This is a genomic window from Alteromonas sp. ABD4_190, assembly GCF_056160105.1.
Genome location: NZ_JBSWWN010000001.1, coordinates 2,690,959 through 2,709,559, shown reverse-complemented (window position 1 = coordinate 2,709,559; position 18,601 = coordinate 2,690,959). Strand labels below are relative to the sequence as shown.

The 18,601-nt window shown below is 38.3% G+C and carries 14 protein-coding genes; 8 read left to right on the top strand and 6 right to left on the bottom strand.

Annotated elements, in window-relative coordinates; all coding sequences use genetic code 11:
• Positions 1–15: 15 nt before the first annotated feature.
• A complete protein-coding gene (gene rfbA, locus ACXAFM_RS11930; protein WP_474829705.1) occupies positions 16–897 on the bottom strand; it encodes a glucose-1-phosphate thymidylyltransferase RfbA in 882 nt (293 codons plus the stop codon).
• 177 nt (positions 898–1,074) lie between these two features.
• Between rfbA and ACXAFM_RS11925 the strand changes: the two genes are divergently transcribed.
• From ACXAFM_RS11925 to ACXAFM_RS11900, 6 genes are read left to right on the top strand one after another with little or no spacing between them, the layout of a single operon-like run.
• Positions 1,075–1,707 (top strand): hypothetical protein, encoded by a 633-nt coding sequence (locus ACXAFM_RS11925; RefSeq protein ID WP_474829703.1) that lies wholly within the window; start codon positions 1,075–1,077, stop codon positions 1,705–1,707.
• A 1-nt stretch (position 1,708) separates the two neighbouring features.
• Entirely contained in the window at positions 1,709–2,668 is a 960-nt protein-coding gene (locus tag ACXAFM_RS11920; RefSeq protein WP_474829701.1) for a glycosyltransferase family 2 protein, read from the top strand.
• Positions 2,655–4,601: a glycosyltransferase gene (locus tag ACXAFM_RS11915; protein WP_474829699.1), complete on the top strand. Its 1,947-nt coding sequence runs from the start codon at positions 2,655–2,657 to the stop codon at positions 4,599–4,601. The genes ACXAFM_RS11920 and ACXAFM_RS11915 overlap by 14 nt, the downstream gene beginning before the upstream one ends.
• Positions 4,602–4,619: 18 nt before the next feature.
• Entirely contained in the window at positions 4,620–5,453 is an 834-nt protein-coding gene (locus ACXAFM_RS11910; protein WP_474829697.1) for a sulfotransferase family protein, read from the top strand.
• Complete coding sequence (locus tag ACXAFM_RS11905; protein WP_474834665.1) at positions 5,443–6,792, top strand: hypothetical protein; 1,350 nt, start codon at positions 5,443–5,445, stop codon at positions 6,790–6,792. The genes ACXAFM_RS11910 and ACXAFM_RS11905 overlap by 11 nt, the downstream gene beginning before the upstream one ends.
• Positions 6,782–7,933 (top strand): tetratricopeptide repeat protein, encoded by a 1,152-nt coding sequence (locus ACXAFM_RS11900; RefSeq protein ID WP_474829693.1) that lies wholly within the window; start codon positions 6,782–6,784, stop codon positions 7,931–7,933. The genes ACXAFM_RS11905 and ACXAFM_RS11900 overlap by 11 nt, the downstream gene beginning before the upstream one ends.
• Positions 7,934–8,046: 113 nt before the next feature.
• On the opposite strand, the gene ACXAFM_RS11895 is transcribed toward ACXAFM_RS11900, so the two are convergent.
• The 5 genes from ACXAFM_RS11895 to ACXAFM_RS11875 form a co-directional block, all read right to left on the bottom strand.
• A complete protein-coding gene (locus ACXAFM_RS11895) occupies positions 8,047–9,777 on the bottom strand; it encodes a class I SAM-dependent methyltransferase (RefSeq protein WP_474829691.1) in 1,731 nt (576 codons plus the stop codon).
• A 2-nt stretch (positions 9,778–9,779) separates the two neighbouring features.
• Positions 9,780–10,526, bottom strand: a complete 747-nt coding sequence (locus ACXAFM_RS11890; protein ID WP_474829689.1) for a glycosyltransferase family 2 protein — start codon at positions 10,524–10,526, stop codon at positions 9,780–9,782.
• On the bottom strand, positions 10,523–12,127 hold the full coding sequence (locus ACXAFM_RS11885) for a capsular biosynthesis protein (protein WP_474829687.1): 1,605 nt from the start codon (positions 12,125–12,127) through the stop codon (positions 10,523–10,525). The genes ACXAFM_RS11890 and ACXAFM_RS11885 overlap by 4 nt, the downstream gene beginning before the upstream one ends.
• Positions 12,124–12,519 carry an HAD family hydrolase gene (locus ACXAFM_RS11880; RefSeq protein WP_474829685.1) on the bottom strand — a complete coding sequence of 132 codons (396 nt, stop codon included), beginning with the start codon at positions 12,517–12,519 and terminating at the stop codon, positions 12,124–12,126. The genes ACXAFM_RS11885 and ACXAFM_RS11880 overlap by 4 nt, the downstream gene beginning before the upstream one ends.
• A gap of 509 nt (positions 12,520–13,028) precedes the next feature.
• Entirely contained in the window at positions 13,029–15,767 is a 2,739-nt protein-coding gene (locus ACXAFM_RS11875; RefSeq protein ID WP_474834663.1) for a glycosyltransferase, read from the bottom strand.
• A 218-nt stretch (positions 15,768–15,985) separates the two neighbouring features.
• Between ACXAFM_RS11875 and ACXAFM_RS11870 the strand changes: the two genes are divergently transcribed.
• The gene (locus tag ACXAFM_RS11870) at positions 15,986–17,860 is read left to right on the top strand and encodes a GT-D fold domain-containing protein (protein ID WP_474829682.1); all 1,875 of its coding nucleotides are present in this window, start codon (positions 15,986–15,988) and stop codon (positions 17,858–17,860) included.
• Positions 17,857–18,600, top strand: coding sequence for a hypothetical protein (locus tag ACXAFM_RS11865; RefSeq protein ID WP_474829680.1), 744 nt, complete (start codon positions 17,857–17,859; stop codon positions 18,598–18,600). Before ACXAFM_RS11870 ends, ACXAFM_RS11865 begins: the two co-directional genes overlap by 4 nt.
• The last annotated feature ends 1 nt before the right edge of the window (position 18,601 follow it).

Below are 18,601 nucleotides of genomic sequence, written 5' to 3'. Positions count from 1 at the left end.
AAATTTGATATGAAGCTAGATCTTAACTCTATCGTTAATCACTTTAAGCAGGTAATCGCCATAACCACTCTTCTTTAGTGGTGCCGCAAGCTTTTCAAGCTGCTCAGCGTTGATATAGCCCATTCTGTAGGCTACTTCTTCTGGGCAACATACTTTCAACCCTTGGCGTTTTTCGATAGCCGCAACGAAGTTTGCTGCATCAAGAAGTGAGTCTAGTGTGCCCGTATCAAGCCAAGCAGAGCCTCGGCCCATTAGCTCTACTTTCAAACTTCCATCTTGAAGATATAAGTTATTCAAGTCAGTAATTTCCAGTTCACCACGGGGTGATGGCTTAACTTCTTTAGCAAAATCGACTACGCGGTTGTCGTAGTAGTAAAGACCGGTTACGGCATAGTTTGATTTGGGAACAGCTGGCTTCTCTTCTATTGAAAGTGCATTCCAGTCATCATCAAAATCGACCACGCCGTAGCGTTCAGGGTCGTTAACGTGATAACCAAACACCGTTGCACCATGCTCTTGCTTATACGCATTCTGCAAAGACAATTTTAAATCGTGGCCGTAATAAATGTTGTCACCAAGAACCAGTGAACAGCTATCATTGCCAATGAACTCTTCACCTATAAGAAAAGCTTGTGCCAAACCATCTGGCGAAGGCTGAACCGCGTACTGAATGTTCATTCCTAACGCTGAGCCATCACCGATAAGGTCGATAAATCGCTGCTGCTCTTCAGGCGTAGTGATAATGAGTACATCACGGATGCCCGACATCATTAACGTTGTTAACGGATAAAAAATCATTGGCTTGTCGTAAACAGGCATAAGTTGCTTACTTACCACCTTAGTTAACGGGTGCAAACGTGTGCCAGATCCGCCAGCTAGTATTATTCCTTTTCTCATTGATGGAGCCTTAGCAAATTAAATTTAAAAATAAACTTCTCGATTGCAGTATATGATTTCCCCCACCCAGTTTAAAGCGGAACTTCCTATTCAGGCATAGACTCACCAGTAATTTTATTACAGAATACCTATGCATTTTATAATTAAAACCAGCAATAATTTGGAAGTTAAAACGAGATGACCGATAAAGATCAAATTTTCAATGAAATGAAAGGCGAGTTTTCGTCACATCGTTCGGAAGAAAGAGCTGAATACATACTAGAAAAAGTAGCTGAGTTATACGCAACCATAAAAAGCCAAAAAGCTCACATCAAAAAACTAGAAGAAGCTGTGTACGACAGTGAACTTTTCTTTAACTTACCAGAAGTTACGCTGATGACGAGAAGTAAGTTGCCGAGAGTGCTCATTGATGCCAACGATGTGGTCCCAGTTGGCGACAATTTTTATGAGGCGGAAGCTTATGGTGACGAAGGTCATTACCGCTGGACAGGTCCTGAAAGGCTGAACAATTTCCACGTACCCGTTGATAGAACACAAGAAAAAACACTGCGTATTTCAATTGTAAATGCAATTAAGCCAGAAATACTGAACTCAATTAAATTATACGTAGATGGTAACTTAGTCAGCTATGACTTCGAAAAAAGAAATGAAGGTATTGAACTTATTGCTGCTTTACCCGCGAGCTCAAGAGTTCAGGATACTTTAATAAGTCTATTTATTCCCCATCTATTTTCACCTTCTGAGGTGAAGCCAGAATCCTCTGATAACAGGAAGTTAGGTATTGCCTTTCACAAATTGGAGGTTCTATAAAATGCCTCTTATTTCGGTCGTTATCTGTACATATAATCGGTACGAAGTTTTGAAAAAGGCTGTTAAGAGCCTTACCCAACAAACGCTAGATGATGATAAGTTTGAAGTTCTCATTATTGATAACACACCAGATGCTGAAACAGGTGAAGGTGCATCAGTAAAGAAAGACTTCGAATCAATTGAAAACTTAACTTACGTGTTCGAAAAGACTCCAGGTTTATCTAATGCCCGCAATGTCGGTTTCAAACTAGCGAAGTCTCCTTACATATCTTACTTAGACGATGATGCAATCGCGTCTCAGGCTTGGATAGAAGAAGTATTAAATGCCTTTGAAAGTTTCGACAATGTTGGAGTTGTTGGTGGTCGTATCGCACCTATCTGGGAAATCCCAAGACCTTCCTGGCTTGGCGACGCACTCGTAGGCAACGTTTCGGTTGTTGATTGGGGGGGCGAACTAAGAGTAGCTGGAAGTAACGAATGGTTTGCCGGTGCAAATATCTCATTTTCCAAAAAGGTGTTAGAAGCAGCAGGCGGTTTCAGTACCAATTTAGGCCGAAAAGGTGGCGGACAAGTCTTACTATCTAACGAAGAAAGTGAATTAATAAACTTTGTCAAGCAAAGCGAATACATAGAGGTCTATAACCCTAAAGCAAGTGTCGACCATCTTGTAGAGAGAAAACGTTTGACACGAGACTGGTTTAGACGCCGCTCAGCATGGCAAGCTGCTTCTGATTTCATGATGAACCCGTCAAAGGCTGAAAAAAATCTTGCTGACCAGCTTACTAATATAAAAGATTACCTATGTAGTCTTCCGCCAAGGTACCGCAACCTTCAGGGACTATATTTCGCAACAGACGATGCGGGTGAATTTCAATGGCAACTTTCAGCTATATATGCGAACACTATTCTAACCCTTGCAGGCTTCGATGGACTTGAAGGAATTGAAGATGGAAAAGAATAAAGCTCTAAGAGCGTTAGTAGTCGCACCCACCCCCACTTGGCCTTTGAACTATGGAAATAGAAAAAGGATTTACAGCGTTTGTTCTAAACTTCAATCTTTGGGATTTGAAATTCATTACGTACATTATGCAAGCGAGGGGGATTGGCGAGATTATATTCCTATCGAAACGCGTAAAAGAATGGACGAACAATGGGATATAGTTGACCACGTGTGGCCTTCGAAGCCTTTACATGACTGGCCAAAAGAAGGTGACGACCATCGTATAGATGAATGGTGGGACTGGGCACTTGATAACCACCTATCTAAAACATTCGCTTCTCGTGAGTATGATGTTTGTATTGTCAACTATACGTGGCTGAGCAAAGCACTTGAGCTAGCACCAGAAAAGACCTACAAAGTCCTCGACACACATGACAAATTTAGTGGCCGACGTGAGTTACTTGCAAGTCAAGGGATAGGCAAAGAGTTCTTTCATACTACTGAAGATCAGGAAGTAATTGCACTGGACCGAGCTGATTTAGTTTGGGCAATTAAAGAAGAAGAAGAAGCTGATTTCAAAATGATGGGGACAAAAGCTAAGGTTTCTACACTTCTACATATTGACGACAGGAGAGAAGCGTTTTCTCCAAGTACTGAAGAAGGGGTAAAGTTCGGTTTCATTGGTGCGAACAATAATATTAACAGAGTTAATATTTTAAGATTTATAGAGCGCGCTACGCCAATCTTTAAGAAATATTGTGCGCCGCTAACGGTTGAAATAGCCGGTTCTATTTGTAATGAAATTGAAGTTCAAGATAACCCATTTTTTAAGACCGTTGGCTATGTAGACAGTATTGACCAATTTTATGATGATATTCACGCTGCTATCATCCCAATGGAATTTTCAACAGGGTTAAAAATTAAAGTTGCGGAAGCCCTATCGCATACGAAGCCAATGTTTTCGCATAAGCACGCTATGGAAGGATTTACCGCGTGCCATGACTTTCATGAGCTTACATCATTTGAAGAAATGGCATTAGCAATGACTGACTGTTCTTACGCATCGGATGAGCTAATTTATCTTTCAGATGCATCAGCAAAATCTCATAAAGTCACTGAGCAAAAAATCTGGGATGAACTTTCAGAGCTCAAAGAAGACATTCTTAAGCGCAAGCAAGTTTTCGTTTTATTGCCAAGTGAATATGGTATGAAAAACAAACTGGCTCACTACATAGCACAAGCTAAGATTGATCTATGTAATTGGAACTTTAAAAATGCTTCTTACTTTGTGGTTGGAAAGCCAACAGAGGGCCGCCCTCATTCAAAATTTATAAATTTTGTTGAAGCCCAAGACTTAGAAAAGATCATCACAGAACAGAAACCGACTACACTACTAAATCTGAGTGAAACCTTTCCTGATATCAAAATAGAAGCTAATACATTAGTTATCTCACTTATTCCAATCGAGTCAGATAAAATTAAGAATAAGCTAACATACAAATCTTACAATAGTATTGTAGATAAACACTATTTCCCTTCTCTAGGGCACATCCATTTAGATCTAGAGGTAACGAAACAAAAAATTGAAGAATGTTGGGTAATAGGAAGTCCGAATACCTCACTTGCTGACCAATTCATATCTCTTTTAGCTGGTGAAACGCCATCACGTTATGTAGATATAGCGTCGCTAAGTGATATTGACAATCTATTTACAGTATCATCTGGCTTTCCGAAAATCATTATAAATACTAAGAGTGATTGCGACCTCTCCTATAGTGAGCAAATAATGCTAGAAATTGCAGAAAAATATGATATCGAAATAAGAAATATCACTCATAATCAATTGCATTACCTCAAAAGAAGCAATGAGAAAGGCAACTACGACATGCAGTTTTTTCCTACATGGGAAAAGTTCCTGCAAAATAATTTTTTTAATAGCAGACAGAACTTTTAAAAATTAGGAGATTACAAAATGTCACAACCCGATTTCTTAGTTATAGGTGCACAAAAAGCGGGAACAACCTGGCTTGATAAAATGTTTAAAAGCCACCCTGATATTTGGACGCCAGTTGTAAAAGAGCTGCAGTTTTTCAATTCGTTTTACATGGCAGACGCTTTTAAATGGACATCAAAACATAGAAGCTCTCATGCATCAAAGGCAATTTCTTTTGCATTAAATAATTCACCTACCATTGACTGGGCCAAAATTAAACAAGCAGTACATATTGGCGAGTCGGCGAATATTGACTACCAATGGTATGAGCAAGTATTCAATTTTGCTCCCAAAGACAGTATTAAAGGTGAAATGACCCCCGAATATTCGCTCCTGAATCACGATCATGTAAATAGCTTAAAACAAAAATATCCAAATCTAAAAATTATATTCGTGATGAGAGACCCTATTCAAAGAGCATTGTCTGGTATTCGGATGCGCCTTTTGCAAAATGGATTTGATGAAAATTCTAAACAGTCCGATATAGACGATTTTGTTAAGTCTTGTGCATCCGATTGGGATGTTATTGAACGTGGAAATTATCAAAAGATCATAGATAAATGGACTTGTCACTTCGGCGAAGAAAATTTTCTGCCATTGTTATCAGACAACTTAAAAATCGATGGTAGAGAACAGTTGAAGAAACTTAGTAAATTTTTAGGTATAGAAAGTGAAGGATTTATTGCTGATGCTAATGAAAAAGTTCATGTTGGAAAAAAATATCATATTTCCCAGAACGCAATTGATGAAGTTATCAAATACCAAGAAAAAAATTTAGAATGGTTTGAGTGTTATACAAAAAATGAACAATAAGTTACGAAACTATAACCTATTAAATGCCCCTTACTATGCCTTCTCAATGGAAAGTGCTAATGACTTTTCAGATCGTGAGTTGACTATTAACGCTCTTATCGCGAACGGGCTATGGGAAAAAGCCGCTTCTATTGCAAAAGAAAGTTGTATTCTATCTCTCGTCAGTTCGAGTAATTTTTTTACTGAATTAAAGGACGAACAGATAATAGAATTATTGGACATAGAAAAATTTGATGAAAAGCAAGCAGATCCCTACTTGCATAATGCTTCAGCCGCTACGGCTAATAGACTTTTGGTAATTTTTACTAGAATTAAACGACTAAGAAAGTTAATTCCAAAGCTTGAGAGTAAGCTGCGTGTTCCTTTTCTCGTTACGATAAGCTTAAACAGAGGGAAATATTTATCTGCAATCTATAGGAAGTCTTTCTCTAAAGGTTTTATCAAAACTTGTGAACTAAATAGTTTACTTTCTAAGACAAAAATTAAATCAAGTACTAAGAAAAAAGTCGCCGTCTGTATATCAGGCCAAATGAGAAACTACCAATTCGCTTCCAATAAACTGAAAGATGCCTTAGCTGAGTATGATGTAAAATTTTTCATAAGTACTTGGAAAAATATTGGACGAAAAACTGCTGGTGCACTTAATTTTCCGCAGCTATCGAGAATCGCTTCTCCCAAAATCGCAGGTTTAATAGTGCAAAACTCTTCAAGCGAGGAAGACATGCGCTCGAAGTTTCCAAATTTTTTCGGTGAAATTGAAAAACAAATCCAAGATGAAGATTTCATCAATGCAGAGGATTTAGACCGGAGTTACCCTTCTGCGATAGTAGATTTGGAGGATGAAAGCGATTACAAAGAAGAAGTCTTTGGAATAGAAATATCCGAAAATACAAAAAAAATGCTTTACAAGATGGATAAGTGCAATCGGATGAAGCGCAATTATGAAGAATCGAATGATATGATATTCGACGCAGTAGTTCGTATTAGACCCGATTTAGTCGTCAGTGAGAAGATAGACATTGAAAGTATCATCTCCTCTAATTCAATCGCTACAGGCTTTTGCGTGTCACGCTTTTTAGATGATCAAATTTACATAGGAAGTTCTAAAAACATTGATTACGTGGCAAGTACATATCAATATTTACGAGAAAGTGGGGAAAAACCTTTCAATGACCCGCTCGCTGAGATTAAATCCCCACATAATTTAATGTGGAGCATTTGTAACGAGCAGGGATTAAAATACTCCATATTACCATTTAATTGCTGGCTAACAAGGGATAGATATAACGTAATACTTCTTGAAGCTGCATTTGAGAAGGATATGAAAAGTGTCGGTTGAATTTTTGAAAATTATTGATAATGCAAAAGATACTACCGTTATTGTTTTTTCCAGCGCCAATGTTCCTCCCAACAAATTCTCCGCTATACATGCATTAGGAAATTTTAATGCAAACTTAGTGTTTATAAATTGTCCGGACAATAATTGGTATATCAAACCTATACCGGGTTTGGGGAACAATGTATCTGAAGTATCAAAAAGCATTATGGAGGCGATTAAAAGTCTTGGGACTAAACGTTCTATCTTTTATGGTGGCTCGATGGGGGCTTATGGTGCGATTTTATACGGAGCCTTATGCCACGGTGACAAAGCTATCGTTACTGGCGTAGAGGCTGAATTGGGCGCTAAAGGTGGATACTATAACTCTTTATGTAGAGACAAATTAGAGAAAAATTTGCGACCGAGTCTCACTAGTATTCTCGCTTCATCAGCGATCAAGACGGACATTCTAATTGGGGAAGCTTGTTTTTCTGACCATATTTTCGTTCAAAGCTTAAGAAAATTCGATTTCGTTAGAATTAGGACGATCACTAATGGTGGACATAGGGTCCCACCATTTATTGATAGAAAAATTGGCTTACGAAATTTGATAGAAAGCATGCTTAATGATGCAGAAGATAATCTGTTAAAAAATATATCAACCGATATAATAGGGAGCTGTGAAGCTTATAATGAAATCAACAATGCAATAATAAACAAATCCTTAAGTAAAGAAGAAATCATAAAGCTAGAGAAATATGCTAACTTACCAACTTCAAACCTCCACTTTAAAAGTTATGCTTTTTTCGCTTTAAGCTTAGTTCAAGCCGATTACATCAGTAAAACTGAACTACTAAAAAAAGCTATAGAACTAAATGAATCCAACTACTTATTTTTAGATTATATGTCCGAAATTCAGAAAAAACTTGGGAGAATTGACGAAGCCTTGTACTACGCACAGAAATGTACTGACGTTATTGAAGATACTGGTTTCGAAAGCTCCGAATTTTATATGCTCAAAACGATTGTTTTATTAGAAGTTTCTGGTCAGATTGAAAGAGCTAAGAATCTACTATCAGTTATAGAAAAAACTATCCCATCACATGGTAAAATGAGAGAAAACTTCGATGCCATTGCATCGCGATTAAGTAGAGTTTGCTAGTATATATTAGTTCCGTAATTGTGTGACTAGTCCAAGACACTTAGAATGTAAGGTTCAGGCGTTCTTAATTTAGTCACACTGGTTCCTCTAATTAACACAATTTGTAATTACAATCAGTCAAACTCCATGTTCTCCCACTGTCTGTCCAGTTCTCTATAGCTGTCCTGAATAAATAGTGATGGTAGCTTGATATCTGTTTTACTTGCGTGAACTCTTTTATTAAAAATCCTCGCCGGTAAATCAAACTCTATATTCATAAACTCACTTAACTTGCACTTAAGTCGCTCGCTAGAACTGTTAATTGAAGAGTAGTCAAGAATTAGCATTTGCTCTCTGGGGAAATACTTTCTCCAGTTCGCTAAGTGCATCTTGTATTCTGACCTATACCTAACGCTTTCGGTAACTGCTAAGTCCTCCATACAATTTTTACTTAGTGGTATACCTTGGGATGCCAGCATTCGAAGGTGTGATTCAGTTCGTTCGGAAGGCTTTCTAAGTATAAAGATCAATTTCAATTTTGGATTTATACGTTGAATACAAGAGATTGCTTCTTCTGGCAAAAGCATATATTCCGGTGTAAATTCGCCAACAAGACTATTGGCAGGAGCTTTACTAAAAATGCTCAGATACCAGTCTAAGTCCACATTATCCTTACATAGATGACTAAGAATTTCGAACCACTTTTGATCAATTACATGATTGTTATTCAGTGCCATCCTCAATCTATCAAACGCTGCCCCCCTTCTCCAGTTTCCAGAAAAAGCTGATGTTGGCTCAAACGATAAGCTATTAAAAAAGCTTAACTCTTTTAAGGGAGGTAGCCACAAGCCTTTTTGTCGCCTAAACAAGGAATCTAACCAAGTGGTGCCAGATTTTTGTGCTCCAACGCATAGGAAATCGGGAACTCGATGTTTAACACTATGCAAAGAAATATCGTCAAAATATATGTTCTTAGACTTTATCGGTGAAACAGCATCAATGAGTATGTCATTTGGTTCGCTTTTTAAGCGCTCTTTAAGCTCACTTAAAGAAATAACTTCTTCTGTCTCATTTTCAGTATAGCTATACTCAGTTCCATAGCTTTGAACACTCTTAACTTTTTCATCGTTTGAACAGCTATTCCAGTATTTTATGTCCTCGTTGTGTGAATATATTCTTTGAGTTTGCTCTCTGTGCACCGCTGTAATGAACTGCTCAGGATGTACAAGGCTCCTTGGCTTTGTGAACGCTATATTATCGGGTAACAGCTGTTGAGCGCTTATGTTCACGAATAGCATACAATTTTGCTTATACCACCAACAGACATCTTTCTCTGACCAGATTTGAGGGCGAATTAAGTCAAGCGCTAGATAGCCTCTATGTAGAAATTTTTCACACCAATATTCGAGCCAGTTTTCGTTAACATGGCCATGCCCCCCTTGATAGGGAATAGCTGCAGAAAACAATACAATATCAGAAGACTTTGTTAATAAGTCTATAAAGCTATCAGATTTATCCTGAGGTATATGCTCAGCGACTTCCAGGCTAATAGCTAAATCAAATTTAGACTCCGATAGCTTAACTTCCTCTGGCTTAGACAGGTCAGTAGGTACAAAGGCTTTGTAGTCAGCAAGAAACTGCTCTTCCTTGACATAGCTTCCGTCTAATCCTTTTTGAACTTTAATGCCTAGCTCACTGGCTGCGGCGAGCCACGAACCTACGCCGCAACCTACGTCGAGCATAGAATTAAAGCGTATTTTTTTGCTAAATATATTTTGTATACAAGAGAGAACAACTTTTGCACTTACGTAACTGTCGTTAGACTGTTTGTCGTAAAACTTGGAATTATATAAGTTAGTACTCATATTTAACTCTCATAAGCTGGCAGCTTCTTAAACTCTTCATACTCTTCAGGGATTCCACAAAAAATTACGTCATCTTTGCTAATTACGCTAAACCTTACATCCGCGCCAGCTTCTATCATCATGTTGTACATAGGTGCGATATAGTATTCCCCGGCGTCGACTTCCCCCAAATCTTTTTTGGAGTAAGATGAAAAGAGTGATTTGTACGTTTCAAAGCTTCGAAAAAAATATAGCCCAGTGCAACAGTACTCAGATATCTCCTGTTTTTCAGCGGTTCTTTTTACGGAGTAATCATTTTTATTCTTCGGCTCTACATTACTCCAGTTTTTCCCACTCCCGATGAATGTCTCTAAATATCCATCTATACTTTGTATATCTAAGTAGCTCGGCCACTCAAAGTTTGGCCTAAAAGTGTCAATATTAAAAATCAATATGTGCTCATCTTTAATTACATTCGATTTTTCCAATCCTAAAAAAACAGTTTCCGCTTGTCCTTTTGTTGGCTTTGAGAGAATAACCACTTCGAAGTGTCGTATTCCCATCTTCTGGCATTCAGCATGAATAAAGACTTCCGTATCGAAAGCGTCGAGAGCAATAAATAAAAATTTCTCAGAATTAAAATAATTTTTAAAACTTTCTATTGAATGGTGAAATAGTGTCTTCCCATGAGCTTCCAGCATATATTTAGGAAGTGAATAGCCTGCTTTCTTGAAACGACTAGAAAGCCCCGCCATTGGTATTACAATCATTTAACTAGCTCCATGAGTAACTTATAAAGACGAATTGAATTTGCTATAAAGGCATCTTGCCTTTCAGGTCTATCTGAGTGCAGGGGTAACATTGATATAAACAATTGAATTGTTATCGCAAGTATCTCACTCTCTTTATAGGCTGTTTTATCAAGAATTGAGGCTCTAAAGTAATCAGATAAGTTAGGATCAATTTCACCTAATACTGGGAAGTCTATCTCTGACGAAGATTCAATAGTAAATTGACCAGCGATGATAAAGTCATATAACCCTATTACTGAATGGTATAACTTTGCCAAATCGTACCTTTTATCTCCATAAACACTCATTTCGCCATTTGGTAGCATTCCACGTGGGTCTATACATTTAATGCAACCTACGCGACTGTCATATAAAATATTGCTAAAGCAAAAGTCTCCGTGAGATATCGTAATATCAGATTTTTGTGTTTTTGAAATATAGTTTGCCGTATCTGTAGCCAACTGTTCAAGAGTAAAAGATTTTTCCAACTCAGAAATGAAAAAGGTCTTAGACTTGAACTCATTCCCTCTTTGCTTATAGAACTGTTCCAAGCGCTCCATTGTCTTTGGTGAATAAAGACTGTCAAACTGCTCCAAATCAATATCGGAATTGGACGAACTATGATTACTGAAATCTTCCAAAGCGCTATTTATGGCTTCAAATACCGACTTCCATTGCTTAACCGGGAGTTTGCTAAAAACATAAAGGTCACTTAAAGGTAACAGGTATAAATATTCAAGCTTATACCTCGCGCCATTTGAATCTTCATTTAACTCAAGCAGATGGGGCGTGTGGATGCGTAACTGTGTTGGGAGAGATTCAAACCACTTCCCTTCTGCCAAAATTTTTCTATTGTTGGTCTTTGAGTGCTTTTCTACAAAACGTTCTGATATGTTTAATTCGTTGAATGCACGCTGAGTGGTTATTTTTGTGCGAGAACTATAAAAACTATTTACGTGACCAAAGTCCAACCATATACCATCGGTAACCTTTGACAGCTTACAGCTTTCTGAATATGCACTAATTGACTTTGTAAAATTCCCGCCGCTCTCAACTAAATATTTCATCAACCTTAAAGGCTCTTCGAAACTAAAATAACCCGACAGCACTATGTCAGAGTCTCCAGACCAGTTGTCTTCGACAATTGATAATGTCTTGTTATCACTTGCATTGACTGTGGCTCGCCGATAGACACCTTTGTTAGCATGCAAAGACACAGAGTCATTTTTTCCTAGAGTACAATTTAAAAACAATGTATCCCCATGTAGCACTCTTAGTTGCTGGAAAAAGGCAGCAGAAGCATTCCAGCAGAAAAGTATTGAATTACCTAAACTCAATCCCTCCGGAACTTGTAAAAGTGTAACCTGATCTTTTTCAAGGATATCTCGATCGTAATTGCTTATTTCAAAAGACGCTGGTATTGACAAGAATATATCTTCACCAGGGAATTGTGATTTTACGAGAGCAACTTGCAGTTCATAAAGCCGTTTGTTACCTATAGGGAGGAAGCTTGGTGGGATTAGACCAACCTCAGATACTAGTTCCCCTTCCACATAAGCCGCTGATGTTATTAAGATCATTTATTACCACCATCCTTGAACGGATTTTCCTTATTAAGCAAGCTTTGTATTTCTTCATACGATAGAGACGTAAACTCTGACGGTCTTATAGCTTTATCATCAACATAAAAACCGTCAAAACCACACCAAGGCTTGCCTACGTAAATTTCATCGTAAGGAACTTCATTTTTTTCAAGCCAAGTCATTAGTGTGGGGAGTGTATTTTTGTTTATTTTCCCTATATTCCCGTCGTAGGTACGCATATTTCTTGAGGTAAATAAGATTATTTCAAATCCCATTCTTTTATACTCATTCATTTGCTTTACGAACTGCTTGTTAACGGGCTTTTCAGAATATGGCTTGTCACTATCAATTGTTATAGTTCCGTCTATATCTAAAACTAACTTTTTCATTATCATTCCAGGTTTATCTAATCAAAGACTCAGCTAACTCTCTACAAATCATTTCATAGATTCAGGAGCTTTTGCTACTTATACCGCTCACTTTCACGAATAACACCTTGTCGCTTGTCAATACTCAACTTGAGAGCTAGGTCAAACCCTTTTCTTAGAAGATAAGGCAAATTGCTCGATTTCTCCGTGCCACAAGTCTGTAATTACCACATCATCTAAATTTAGATTTTGAATGATTTCACATCAATTGTGGCGAGGGTTGATAACAAAGTCTGGCCTGATTTTAAGTCTGTAGTCAGAACTTTCTAAATTCTTCTCTAATTGCTTTAGCGAAAGATAGTTCATGTAACGCATTTCATTATATTGGAGGTTCTGCCACAGCATGAAGCGAAGTTAACTTGTTTTGCAACAGCGAGTCAGCTCCCAACCCGACATCCAAAATCATAAAATGCGTTGTTATATATTTTTGACATACATTTTCGCTTTAGACCTTGTAATAGTTTTGAACGTTAACGCGTAGTATACAGCCCGACACTTTCAAATATTTCTTTAAATTTTGCTAGTCCCGAGCTTCTTGAAAACTTATCAGCTGATAAGATTCTTGTTGCTTCAGAAAAGTTTTGGCATTTTTTATTATCTGAATATAAATCAACAATAGCCGCAGCAAAGTCACTTGCGTTATTGGTTATCACAGCATTGACGTTGTTTACTAAGCCAGTCCCTTCTGCCGCAACATCTGTTACCACTGAGGGCGTACCATAAGCCATCGCTTCAAGAACTTTACCTTTAATACCTGCTCCAGAAAGTAATGGAGCAACAAACAGTTTGTGATTGTTAAAGACATCATCTAAACTTTCAGCAAAGCCTACCATCTTGATGTTTTCAGTCTCTAGCTTACTAATAGATTCTGGCATCTTGCTACCGTAAACGTACAACTTAATGTCCGGGTTCGATGCCAATACTTTAGGCATAACCTCCTCTACCAGAAATAGCACTGCTTCAATATTAGGCATGTGGTTAAACCCTCCCAAGAAAGTTATTCCTTCTCGTTCATCTATTGGAGTTTTAAACTGGCGCTCTCCTAATACCCAAGGCGTTATAAACAGCTTATCGCTTTCGTAGATATGACTCGTTATAACCGCATGTTCTTTGTCGTTATAGCAGAGAATTGCGTCCGCCTTTTTACAAACAGCAAGTTCAGCTTTTTTAGTTTGTAGTGCACTAGTTAGCAGGTCTTCATCTTCTGCGGTAATCGCTGCTCGAATTTCTCTAAGAAAATGCAAGTCAGCGTTATTGAATATTACAGGTTTCCCTTTGGCCTTAATTACGTCTATATACTTTTCAGCGACACTGTATCTGGTTATATACACGGCATCCATTTCATCCAGTCTACGTTCCAAGACGTCCCTGACTGATACATAAAATGGCACCGTCAGTACCTCTATACCTAATGCTTCTAGTTGGCGATTAAACTTCCCCATATGCGCCAGGTTATCCGGCACGAATGTTACTTTAAAGCCCAAAGCACGCATGAGCTTCATTTCTTCTACTGCCGCATAACTGCCCGCATCTTGGTTAGGCTGAGGGATTGCATAATCAAGAACCAGAACTCGCTGCTCAATATTTCGGTCTTTTTCCAGTTGAAGTTCAGTTAAAGAGGGTTTTACGCGGTTACGAAATTGCTTGAACCACTTCGCTCGAAAAGTCTTTTCATTTACCTTTTGGTAAGCCTTCAAGCCCTTTTTAAGGTCGGTACCATGGCTCTGCCCTTCGAAATGGATCACTTCGGAGTGAGGAACATAAACTGTCCTGTAGCCAGCCTCCCGGACTTTAAAAGCCAAGTCGGCATCTTCATAATAGCAAGGCGCAAATTCATCACTAAAGCCCCCCACCTCTTTCCAAACATCTGCTTTGATACACATAGCAGCGCCGGTGAGATAATCTACTTCGCGAGCGTAGTTCCATTCAGGAGCAAAAGGGTTTTCATTTCGCCCAGCATTCCATGGCTCGCCATTACCCCAAACAATGCCGCCGGCTTCCTGCAAAGTTCCATCTAGGTTTAGCAACTTGCTTCCGGTTAAGCCAATACTTTCATCTATTGCATGTTGCTCGTAAAGAGCATCAAGCCAATGAGACTTAACTTCTGTGTCGTTGTTGAGAAAAACAATAAAGTTCCCTTTTGCCAAGCTTGATGCTTTGTTGCAACTCCGCAGAAAACGTAAATTATCTTTATTACGAGAGATCACGATATTCTCTATTAGATTCTCCGCTTCTGACGTTTCATCTGTAGAACAGTCATCTGCGATAATCACTTCATAGGAACATTCATTGTAAGACAATATTATTGACGCGATGGCATGATACGTCAGCTCAAACTTATTGTAGCCAGGAATAATAATGCTAAATTGAGGCTGTTTATAAAAGGGCAAAGAGAGCTTCGGATAATATTTCCGCCCTTCATGCGACTCTACTAACACGCGGTGAGCAGTTGTTATACGATCAATCGCCGATGCGTCTCCTCCACAATTATCCAATTGTAAGACCAGTGATTCATATCTCCAATCCGCGCCTGCTTGTCGGGAGATAAATGACTGGGAAGTATTGCTATGGGTTAGATATTCTGACGGCGTTAGTATTGGGTCGCTGTTGACTATTCCCCATCCTGCACGATCGTGTGCACCGACAACATGTATATCAACTTGATTTTCATGCCCGTTCAGTAAAACAGCAGGTAACCATATATGGTCGCTTAAATGTGTACTATCACTCTCTATCGCGTGGTCACAGAAAGCGATCCCCTTGTGAGAAAACCTTAGTACAGCTGTGCCAATAGCAACACTACTTGTTACCGTGAAGTTCAGACGATTTTTAATTACACTATCCACACTTACTGATAACTGCTTATCGTAGGTTGGGGTGACGTAACTGTTTGTTTGTATAGTTTTATGGGTAATATAGTCCTTTAATACTATTTCACTTCCTGGCGATAGATTGTCCTCGTTTATAGCGATACTGAATCCATGGTAGCCTTCATTAACCCCATGCTCCAATAAATCCTCCCTCAATTGGTCAGCTTTACCATAACCGAGTAGTTCACCCTCACTCGTATATGCTGCCACAACTAACGGCTCATTGATTCCGATCTGTGCCGCCCACCCTTCAAGATTACCACCTTGCAGGTCATCAATAGATCCCTTTGGAGAAAGCGTCGATGGCTTTCGGCTGAGCTTTAATTTTTTTATATCCATAACAACCTCTATACTCAATTTAAATTGAGTATATATTCTATTTTATCGAAGTATGCTACCACAGTAAGCTTAATAGTGACCAGTGAGGTCCGCCCCGAAGTAGCTATCTTAAACTGCAATAATGAAATAGAACATACAATACGTTTTGGGTATTATAGTAATTAACACAATGCATCATTGTCACGGCTGACAAGTTTATAAAAGACTATTGGATTTGAATGAAAGACATACTTTTAGAGCAGATACGAAAGACCGAAAAACTTCAACGTTCACTATTCTACAGTAACGAAAAAAACCCTTTTGACTGTACTTACGAGCTATATGAACTACTTAAAAATGCGATAACCAAAAAAGAGCCATTTTCGATGGTTAGACTGGGAGATGGTGAAGGAAGAGTGTTAGCCTACCCCAATCTGTTCAATAAAGACATTTTTCTGAATCAAGTTCTAACCTACCAGTTTGGTAGTAGTGTAGTAGAAGAGCTAAAACGAGTCTTTGGTGTCGACTATCTCCAACCTAGTATGACTCGTCTTCAATCTTTAGTTTTAGACGCAATAAAAAATGCAGACATTGTTGGTGCTCCTAGTTGGCTTCATTTCAGAGATAGCACCAATGACACCAATATAATCCCACAAGCGGCGCAATCAGTTTGTCTTACGACAATCGAGGCGTCAGTCGAAAAAAGCGTACCCATATTTGATCATTTTATATTTAAACCCTTTCACAAAGAAGGCCTGTTCAACCGGCTTTTAAAAGACCTAGATCAACTAACAGTCATATCCCATACTGACATAACCGACCAAATAGCATCACACTTCAACTTACCCAAGTGTGATCATATAAGGATTCCTGGGCACCAATCATTTATGCAAAGTGGAGAGTTTCACTACCCTACACTATATCCAGAAATAGAATCTAAGATAAATGTAAAGAGAAGAGGGGATGTGTTTTTAGTTGCGGCAGGATATTTGGGAAAACACTATTGCAACATTATCAAAAAGAAAGGTGGTATTGGTATCGACATAGGCTCTATATTTGATGGTTGGGCAGGGAAAGGTAGGCCCGATGCAACGGCAAATAAAGCACATTTGTTGAAAGGATCACGAACTCTCTACATTCATATGGGACATCACAAAACGGGGACGACATCACTTCAATGGTCTTTGAAACAATCAGAACACCAGCTTGCTGATGCAGGTGTTAATTTTTTGACTTCAAATGGAAGCGGTAACTCTTCTGAATTGATTTCCGTGACCGCTCACAGAAGCCATATTGTTGCTAAACCACAAAGATCTTTTTATGAGTTAATCGCCAATTCAAAGAAAGGAAATGCAGTAATATCAGCAGAGCACTTATCTTTCATAGAGGATGAAAAAGAGATTAAAGAACTCTTTAACTTCTCCAAACAATATTTCGATGAAGTTAGAGTTATTTGTTATTTACGACGTCAAGATAAGCTGGCGATTTCCCTCAAACAACAAGCAGCGAAACAACCCTTCTATGGGGCATCACCCAGTAGCGCAATTTGTGGTCACGACTCTGATTCAGTAATGCCTAAATTTACATTTACATTGTTAAACTATCTTGACTTTAAAAGTAAAATAGAGAAATGGCAGGCAATATTCGGTAACCAGAATGTTATCCTAAGAATATATGACAAGAAAGTTCTTGTTGATGGCTGTGTATGCAAAGACTTTTCATCCATCTTAGGACTAAAAAAGCCGCTTAAGTCACTTAACATAAACGAGGGGCTAGGCGTGGTAAAAACAAAAGTTAAACATTTCCTGTTAGAAACTAAGGCACCGCAAGAAATTGTCAGCTATGTCGATGAACTAAGCATTAACGACAGTAACTATACTCTCGTAAATAAGGAATTGAGGCTACCAAATATCCTTTCAAAATTCTATGAAGACAATACAAAGCTAGATTTAGATAAGGATCTATTAGCTTGTTTAAACAGCCCTAGCGCTCACACATATATGGAGCCAGCACGTGCGATTGCAGAAATCACATTAGAAATACTAAACGAAGCAAAGCAAAACAAAAGTATAGTAATTGATAAATATAAAAAGGTAGTAGAAGCATACTTATGAAAATTCTCGTTATAGGTGACAGCCATTCTAAGTATTTCAACATAACGCCAGAGTTAAGAGACTGCGTACCGAACACGAGAGGCCTGTCTATAAAGGTCATCCCACTTTCAGGGGCTACGATAACAGGATTTGGACGCCGGCGCTCTAGCTTAGACTCTTACGGTACTTTAGTATCTGAAATTGAGGAGTTTTCCCCTGACCATATTTGTTTCGCGTTCGGCCAAGTTGATATAGAGTTGGGTTATTATTATCGTAAAGTCTTTAAAGATGATGACGTTAGTTATACTGACTTTATTCAAGATTTAATTAAAAGCTACATGAATCGAACGCTTAATTTTGTTGAATCCCATCCAAAGTTGAGTATTACATTTAAAGGAATTAATCTATCAACGTTAACTGAATCACGAAACAAAGCCATAAACTACACTAGTCGTATCATATCAGAAAATATTTCAGATCCTGAACAGAGGAAATATGCAAGTCAAAAACTCAAAGACTTGCTTGCTTCGAATATTGAAAGAAACGGCGCGCATCTTTACTTCAACCAAATGCTAAAAGCAGAATGTGAAAATAATGATTTTGGCTATTTTGATGTGGTAAAGGAAACGAGTGATCTGAGTACGTTAGCAGTTAATAAGTTTCATATACCCTCCATTGATGACCATCACTTAGTTGATTCTTTGTACATCCGTGAGATCCACATACAAAAATTAGTAAGCTCATTAGTGAGAAAGAGGTAAC